At 48.0% G+C, this 256-nt stretch carries 1 protein-coding gene; it reads left to right on the forward strand.

The features are described 5' to 3' along the window. Positions 1 to 256: dihydroxy-acid dehydratase domain-containing protein (locus AAEY62_RS23420; RefSeq protein ID WP_350636847.1), on the forward strand; the 256-nt coding region annotated here is incomplete at both ends.

Consider the following 256-nt stretch of genomic DNA (forward strand, 5'->3'; position numbering starts at 1 on the left):
GCATTATGGCGTGCAACAGGCATGACCGACACCGACTTTGGTAAACCAATTATTGCTGTGGTTAACTCATTTACACAATTTGTGCCGGGGCATGTGCATCTTAATCAGCTCAGTGAACTAATGGCTGAAACCATCACCCAAGCGGGCGGTGTTCCAAAAGAATTTAATACCATCGCCATAGATGACGGTATTGCCATGGGGCACGGCGGTATGCTTTATTCACTGCCATCGCGCGATTTAATAGCCGACTCGGTAG

Source organism: Pseudoalteromonas sp. GW168-MNA-CIBAN-0100 (genome assembly GCF_040309225.1).
GTDB classification, from domain to species: Bacteria; Pseudomonadota; Gammaproteobacteria; order Enterobacterales; family Alteromonadaceae; genus Pseudoalteromonas; species Pseudoalteromonas arctica.